Source organism: Actinomadura sp. NPDC048955 (assembly GCF_040649435.1).
Classification (GTDB): domain Bacteria; phylum Actinomycetota; class Actinomycetes; order Streptosporangiales; family Streptosporangiaceae; genus Spirillospora; species Spirillospora luteofluorescens.
Genome location: NZ_JBEZJI010000071.1, coordinates 39,058 through 45,635, shown reverse-complemented (window position 1 = coordinate 45,635; position 6,578 = coordinate 39,058). Strand labels below are relative to the sequence as shown.

General features: G+C 70.5%; 8 protein-coding genes. 2 read left to right on the top strand and 6 right to left on the bottom strand.

What is annotated here, in order from left to right:
* Positions 1-77 precede the first annotated feature (77 nt).
* On the bottom strand, positions 78-1,064 hold the full coding sequence (locus tag AB0C84_RS39685; protein ID WP_361076364.1) for a carbohydrate kinase family protein: 987 nt from the start codon (positions 1,062-1,064) through the stop codon (positions 78-80).
* Between the two features lie 205 nt (positions 1,065-1,269).
* The gene (locus AB0C84_RS39680) at positions 1,270-1,632 is read right to left on the bottom strand and encodes an iron-sulfur cluster assembly accessory protein (RefSeq protein ID WP_026405700.1); all 363 of its coding nucleotides are present in this window, start codon (positions 1,630-1,632) and stop codon (positions 1,270-1,272) included.
* 235 nt (positions 1,633-1,867) lie between these two features.
* On the opposite strand from AB0C84_RS39680, the gene nadA reads away from it, so the two are divergent.
* On the top strand, positions 1,868-3,022 hold the full coding sequence (gene nadA / locus AB0C84_RS39675; protein WP_179842944.1) for a quinolinate synthase NadA: 1,155 nt from the start codon (positions 1,868-1,870) through the stop codon (positions 3,020-3,022).
* Positions 3,023-3,052: 30 nt separating this feature from the next.
* Here the strand turns inward: nadA and AB0C84_RS39670 are convergent, their stop codons facing one another.
* From AB0C84_RS39670 to AB0C84_RS39655, 4 genes are all read right to left on the bottom strand, one after another.
* Positions 3,053-3,622 (bottom strand): hypothetical protein, encoded by a 570-nt coding sequence (locus tag AB0C84_RS39670; protein WP_179842945.1) that lies wholly within the window; start codon positions 3,620-3,622, stop codon positions 3,053-3,055.
* 3 nt (positions 3,623-3,625) lie between these two features.
* Complete coding sequence (gene htpX / locus AB0C84_RS39665; protein WP_179842946.1) at positions 3,626-4,543, bottom strand: zinc metalloprotease HtpX; 918 nt, start codon at positions 4,541-4,543, stop codon at positions 3,626-3,628.
* A 127-nt stretch (positions 4,544-4,670) separates the two neighbouring features.
* Positions 4,671-4,949, bottom strand: coding sequence for a hypothetical protein (locus AB0C84_RS39660; RefSeq protein ID WP_179842947.1), 279 nt, complete (start codon positions 4,947-4,949; stop codon positions 4,671-4,673).
* Positions 4,946-5,752 carry a PspA/IM30 family protein gene (locus AB0C84_RS39655; RefSeq protein ID WP_179842948.1) on the bottom strand — a complete coding sequence of 269 codons (807 nt, stop codon included), beginning with the start codon at positions 5,750-5,752 and terminating at the stop codon, positions 4,946-4,948. Before AB0C84_RS39655 ends, AB0C84_RS39660 begins: the two co-directional genes overlap by 4 nt.
* Before the next feature lie 133 nt (positions 5,753-5,885).
* Between AB0C84_RS39655 and AB0C84_RS39650 the strand changes: the two genes are divergently transcribed.
* Positions 5,886-6,461 (top strand): DUF3043 domain-containing protein, encoded by a 576-nt coding sequence (locus tag AB0C84_RS39650; RefSeq protein WP_258938843.1) that lies wholly within the window; start codon positions 5,886-5,888, stop codon positions 6,459-6,461.
* Positions 6,462-6,578: the final 117 nt, after the last annotated feature.

Sequence of the window (6,578 nt, the reverse complement as noted above, 5' to 3'; positions counted from 1 at the left end):
GGCCCCGGCGACATGGTCGTCTTCCGGGGGCCCGAGCCCTACACCGTCAGCGGCGCGGCCTTCTCCGTATGCCCTGGTTACGGGGTCGGACAGGTGACGTGGGGCTCGATCTCGGCCGCGGCGTCGTCGCCGTAGGCGGCCGCGAACCGGTCGAGGAACGCGCGGCGGCCGAGCGTGTACTCCTGCGGCCCGGCGGCTTCGAGGGCGTGCGCGGCGATGGCGTTGCCGACCTGGGCGGCGCGTTCGAGCGGCAGCCCCCAGGCGGTCGCCGACAGGAAGCCGGCACGGAACGCGTCGCCGACGCCGGTCGGGTCGACGACCGAGTCGACCTGGACGCAGGGGACGTGCACGCCCTCCTCGCCCTGGCGGTCGATGACGACGCCCTTGGCGCCGAGGGTGGTGACGCGGACGCCGACGCGGGAGAGGATCTCCTCCCCCGACCAGCCCGTCTTCTCCTCGGCCAGGGCCTTCTCGTACTCGTTGCTGAACAGGTAGGCGGCGCCGTCGATGAGGCGGCGGACGTCGGCGCCGTCCATCCGGGCGAGCTGCTGGGAGGGGTCGGCGGCGAACGGGATGCCGCGGTCGCGGCACTCGTCGGTGTGCCGCAGCATCGCCTCCGGGTCGTTCGGGCTGACGACGACGAGGTCGAGGCCGCCGACGCGGTCGGCCACGGGCCGCAGCTCGATGGAGCGGGCCTCGCTCATCGCGCCGGCGTAGAACGTGGCGATCTGGTTCTGGTCCTGGTCGGTGGTGCACAGGAACCGCGCCGTGTGGTGGATCTCGGACACGTGCACCGAGGCGGTGTCGACCGTGTGCCGTTCGAGCCAGGAGCGGTAGTCGGCGAAGTCGTCGCCGACGGAGCCGACGAGGATGGACTCCTTGCCGAGGCTGCCCATGCCGAAGCAGATGTTGGCGGCGATGCCGCCGCGGCGGATCTCCAGCTCGTCCACCAGGAAGGACAGCGACACCCGGTCGAGCTGGTCGGGCAGGAGCTGGTCGGTGAACCTTCCGGGGAAGGTCATCAGATGGTCGGTCGCAATGGAACCGGTCACGGCGATGCGCACGGCGTCGCTCTCCTCGTCGTGGTCGTCCGGCTGTTTCACCGGCTGTTCGAACCCGTCAGGCTACTCACCATCGCACCACAGATCGCCGCCGCACGACACTTCGCCGCGATACCGCCGGGCAGCCTTGAGGGGCGGGCCGGACCCGTGGGTCCGGCCCGCCCCTCCGGGCCTTGCGCTCGACCGGCGCCGGCGTGCTCGCCGCGCATCAGTTGAAGGAGTCGCCGCAGGCGCAGGAACCCGACGCGTTCGGGTTGTCGATCGTGAAGCCCTGCTTCTCGATCGAGTCGACGAAGTCGATGGTGGCGCCCGTGAGGTAGGGCGCGCTCATCCGGTCGACGCGCACCGACAGGCCGTCGAAGTCCTGGATCTGGTCCCCGTCCATCTCCCGCTCGTCGAAGAAGAGCTGGTAGATCAGACCGGAGCAGCCGCCCGGCTGCACGGCGACACGCAGCGCAAGGTCATCGCGGCCCTCCTGCTCAAGCAGGCCCTTGGCCTTCTCGGCGGCGGCGTCGGTGAGGACGACGCCCTGCTGCGTGGTCTCCTGCGTGGTCTCGCCTGAAACCGTCATGTGTTCAGCTCCCGGGTCTCGCTGCGCCGCGCTAGCGGCGGACTGTCGCTTGTCCTCGAAGACGTCTATGCCTCTTCCCGTAGGACAACGTACCTCGCTACATGGCCATTCCGCTTATCGGCGGTCTTTAACGCCCCGGACGGGTGCGGTCTACGTCACACCGCCGATCCCCCGTTGGATATGCCATCATTAGTCGTCAAAGCGACGATAAGTCCCGTCGCGAAGGGAGACCGCCGTGACCACCCCAGTGCGCGACCTACCGCTGCTCCTGCTCGGCAGCGGCGCCGACCCCGCGAGCGAGCGCGGCGTGGACTGCCCCGGCGAACTGCCGGCGGCGTCCGACCCCGCCCTCGTCGAGCGTGCCCGCGCCGCCAAGGCGGCGCTCGGCGACCGCGTGTTCGTGCTCGGCCACCACTACCAGCGCGACGAGGTCATCCGGTTCGCGGACGTGACCGGCGACTCGTTCAAGCTGGCCCAGCAGGCCGCCGCCCGCCCCGAGGCGCCCTACATCGTGTTCTGCGGCGTCCACTTCATGGCCGAGTCGGCCGACATCCTCACCGCCGCCCACCAGCGGGTGATCCTCCCCGACCTCGGCGCGGGCTGCTCGATGGCCGACATGGCGACCTTCGACCAGGTCGAGGAGTGCTGGGACGTCCTGGAGGACGCCGGGATCGCCGACGACGTCGTCCCCGTCACCTACATGAACTCCTCGGCCGACATCAAGGGCTTCGTCGGGCGGCACGGCGGCGTGGTCTGCACCTCGTCCAACGCCAGGCGCGCCCTCGACTGGGCCTACGGCAAGGGCAAGAAGGTCCTGTTCCTGCCCGACCAGCACCTCGGCCGCAACACGGCCGTGCTGGAGATGGGCCTCTCGCTGGACGACTGCGTCGTCTACAGCCCGCACCGCCGCGAGGGCGGCCTCACGCACCGGCAGCTGCGGGACGCCAAGATGATCCTGTGGCGGGGCCACTGCTCGGTGCACGGCCGGTTCAGCAAGGAGTCGGTGGACGACGTCCGCGCTCGGGTGCCGGGGGTGAACGTCCTCGTCCACCCCGAGTGCCGGCACGAGGTCGTCACGGCCGCCGACCGGATCGGCTCGACCGAGTACATCATCAAGGCGATCGAGGCCGCCGAGCCCGGGTCGTCCTGGGCCGTCGGGACGGAGCTGAACCTCGTGCGGCGGCTGGCGAACGCCCACCCGGACAAGAACGTCATGTTCCTCGACAAGACCGTCTGCTACTGCTCGACGATGAACCGGATCGACCTGCCGCACCTGGTGCTGTCGCTGGAGACGCTGGCCGCCGGGAAGGTCGAGAACGTCATCGAGGTGGACGAGGAGACCGCGCACTACGCCCGCGTGGCCCTCGACCAGATGCTCGCCCTGCCCTGACCGGGCGCGGGCAGGCGCCGCAGGAGGGGATCAGAGGCCGGGGGCGCCCCAGACGGGGAACCACCGGCCGAGGTCCTGCTCGAACCGCAGGTCCGCGCCGATCGCCCCCCGCACCTGGAGTTCGAGCGCGTTGTCGCGCTTGTCTCCGGGGAGCGGGGCGAACGGGTAGAACGTTCCGCGCTTGTAGAGGTAGACGAGCGCGAGGGGGCGGCCGTCCGGCCCTCTGAAGCCGGCCAGAGAGCACAGCAGGTGCGGGCCGAACCCGCCCGCCTCCAGCGTCGCGTTCACCGCGTGCAGGTCGGTGACGAGGTCGGGCAGCTGGTCCGGCCGCTGCTCGGCGAGCAGCCACGTGTAGCCGTAGCCGTCGGTGCTGATCTGGACCTTGGGCCCCTCGTCGGCGTCCAGGAGTTCCTGGACGTCGCTCTGGAGCCGCGCGAACGCGCCGCCCTCGGCCGCGCGGAAGCACACCGAGCCGAGCCCGGTCGGGGTGAAGCCCGTCGCCGCCTCCAGGGTGACGGCCGCCGTCGACAGTCCGAAGATCTGGTCGAGGTCGGGTTTGGCCGGCTTGGACCGGCCGAGCAGGGTGTCCAGGAACCCCACGGATCACACTCCCCTGCTGAGCTGGTCGGAGATCTTCGACAGCTGCGCGAGCCGCCGGTCCAGCGACGGGTGGGTGGAGAACAGCGCGGAGACGCTGACCCCCCTGCCGAGCGCCGGGGTGAAGAAGAACGCGTTGAACGCCTGCGAGGACCGCAGGTCCTCGGTCGGGATCCGCGCGATCTCGCCGCTGACCTTCGTCAGCGCGCTGGCCAGGGCGGAGGGGCGGCCGGTCAGCAGCGCGGCGGCGCGGTCGGCCGACAGCTCGCGGTAGCGCGACAGGGCCCGGGTGAGCAGGAAGCTGACCGCGTAGGCGAGCGCGCTCGCCGCGACCACCGCCAGCAGGATCAGCCCGGTGTTCTGGTCGTTGCTGCGGCGCCCGAACCCGCCCCACAGACCCCACTGGAGCCCGAACCGGGTGATCAGGCCCGCGAGGATGCCGAGGAACGAGGCGATCGTCATGACCGCGACGTCCTTGTGCGCGACGTGCGCCATCTCGTGCGCGAGCACGCCCTCCAGTTCGACCGGGTCGAGCCGGCGCAGCAGGCCCGTGGTCACGCAGACGACGGCCTTCTTCTGGTTGCGGCCGGTGGCGAAGGCGTTCGGCACGTCGGTGTCGGCGATCGCGACCCGCGGCTTCGGCGCGTCCGACATCGCGCAGATGCGGTCGATGACGCCGTGCAGTTCGGGCGCCTCCTGCGGGGAGACGACCCGGCCGTGCATGGCGAACAGCGTCATCCGGTCGGAGAAGAAGTACTGGGCGATGAGGAACAGCACCGCGAAGACCAGCGCGACGCCGGCCCACTTCGGCACGAAGACGAAAAAAGCCCCCACGAAGACGACGTACACCAGCCCCAGCAGGAACATCGTCACGAGCATCCGCGATGTCAGCCCCCGGTCGGAGGCGTAACGCGTCCTGGCCATCCGGCCACCCCCAGTCCTTGCTCCTCTTCACTTGTACGAACGCACAGGCCACGGGTTTTGTGCCCGAATGTCCATAACGTGCACCGGGCCCCCGCGCGGCGCCCGGGGACGGCCCGAGGCCGCGCCGTCAGTCCGGGATGAGGCCCTCGTCCCCCAGCATGGAGCGCACCTCGTCGATGTGCGCGTCAGCCGGGGGCAGGATCAGCTCGGACGGCTCCAGGCTGTCGGCCGGCAGCGCCTTGCCCACCTTGCGGACGTTGTCCAGCAGGGCGTGCAGGGCGGCGCGGAACGCCGTCTCGTCGCCCGACTCGATCGCCGCCTCCAGCTCGGCGTCGAGCGCGTTGAGCGAGGACAGGTCCTCCTCTGCCACGTCCAGCTGGCCCTCGCCCATCAGGCGGACGATCACTGGGCACCCCCGGGGTTCTGCGGCCACGGGGCCTGCTGGGGGGTGTCCTGCTGCTGGTGCGGCGCGGCGGTCGGCGAGCCCTGGTTCAGCTCCTTGGGCGCGGGGCCCTGGCCGAGTTCGGCCTTGAGGCGCTCCAGCTCCATGTCGACGCCGGGGCCGGAGCCCATCCGGTCGAGCTCGGCCTGGATGTCGTCCTTGGGACCGGAGAAGTCCTCCAGGGCGCCGGAGGCCAGCAGCTCGTCGATCGCGCCGGCGCGGGCCTTCATCGTGTCGGTCTTCTCCTCGGCGCGCTGGATCGCCAGGCCGACGTCGCCCATCTCCTCGGAGATGCCGGAGAACGCCTCGTTGATCTTGGTCTGCGCCTCGGCGGCCGTGTAGGTCGCCTTGATCGTCTCCTTGCGGGTGCGGAAGGAGTCGACCTTGGCCTGCAGCCGCTGGGAGGCGAGCGTCAGCTTCTCCTCCTCGCCCTGCAACTGCTGGTACTGCCCACGGAGGTCGCCCAGCTGGCTCTCCAGGCCGGACCGCCGGGTCAGCGCCTCGCGAGCCAGATCCTCGCGGCCCACCTGCAGCGCCTTCTTGCCCTGGTCGGTCAGCTTGCTCTGCTGCTGTTCGAGCTGGTTGATCTGCAGCTCGAGACGCTTGCGCGAGGTGGCGACGTCGGCGACCCCGCGACGGACCTTCTGCAGCATCTCCAGCTGGCGCTGGTAGGAGTAATCGAGGGTCTCCCGAGGGTCTTCCATCCGGTCCAGGGCCTTGTTCGCCTTGGACTTGAAGATCATCGACATTCGCTTCATCACGCTCATCGCGCGGCGCCGGTCCCTTCGTGCTGTCGCCTCAGTCGTGAACTGGGCTCAATGACCACTGCTGGGGTTCTTATCACCCTACGCGTTAACGCGCGAGGCAGCCACGATGTTCGCAGCCGGTAGGCTGATCCCTGTGTTCAAGCGTCGTACCCCGGAGGCCCCGCCGGATCCTCCTCAGGTAGTAAAGCCCGGCGGCAAGGGCCGTCCCACGCCCAAGCGGAGCGAGGCCGAGAAGCGCCGCCGGCAGCCGATCACGGCTCCGGCGACCCGCAAGGAGGCCTACAAGAAGGTGCGGGAGCGGCAGGCCACCGAGCGTGCCAGGGCCCGCCAGGGCATGGCCAAGGGCGACGAGAAGCACCTGCTCAAGCGGGATCGGGGCCCGGTGCGCCGGATGGCCCGCGACTACGTCGACTCGCGCCGCACGGTCGGCTCCTACCTGATGTACGCGATGTTCGCGATCGTGCTGCTCAGCCTGCTGCCGATCCCGGCGGCCCGGCTGCTGGTCCTGTTCGCGCCGCCGGTGCTGCTCGTCGTGGTGTTCGCGGAGGGCTTCCTGCTGAGCCGCGGCATCAAGCGGCTGGCCGCCGAGCGCTTCCCCGGCGAGGACGCCAAGGGCGTCGGCATGTACGCCGCGATGCGCGCGATGCAGATCCGCCGGCTGCGGATCCCGAACCCGCAGGTTCGCCTCGGCGAGAAGGACAAGGTCTGAGAAGGACCGTGCCCCGAAGGGCCGGAGTCTGAGGGCCGTGCCCTGAGGCCCGTGTCGGTCGCGGTGTCCGGCGGGAGCGTCCGCCGCGCGTCGCACGATCGACGCGGGGCTAGGGTC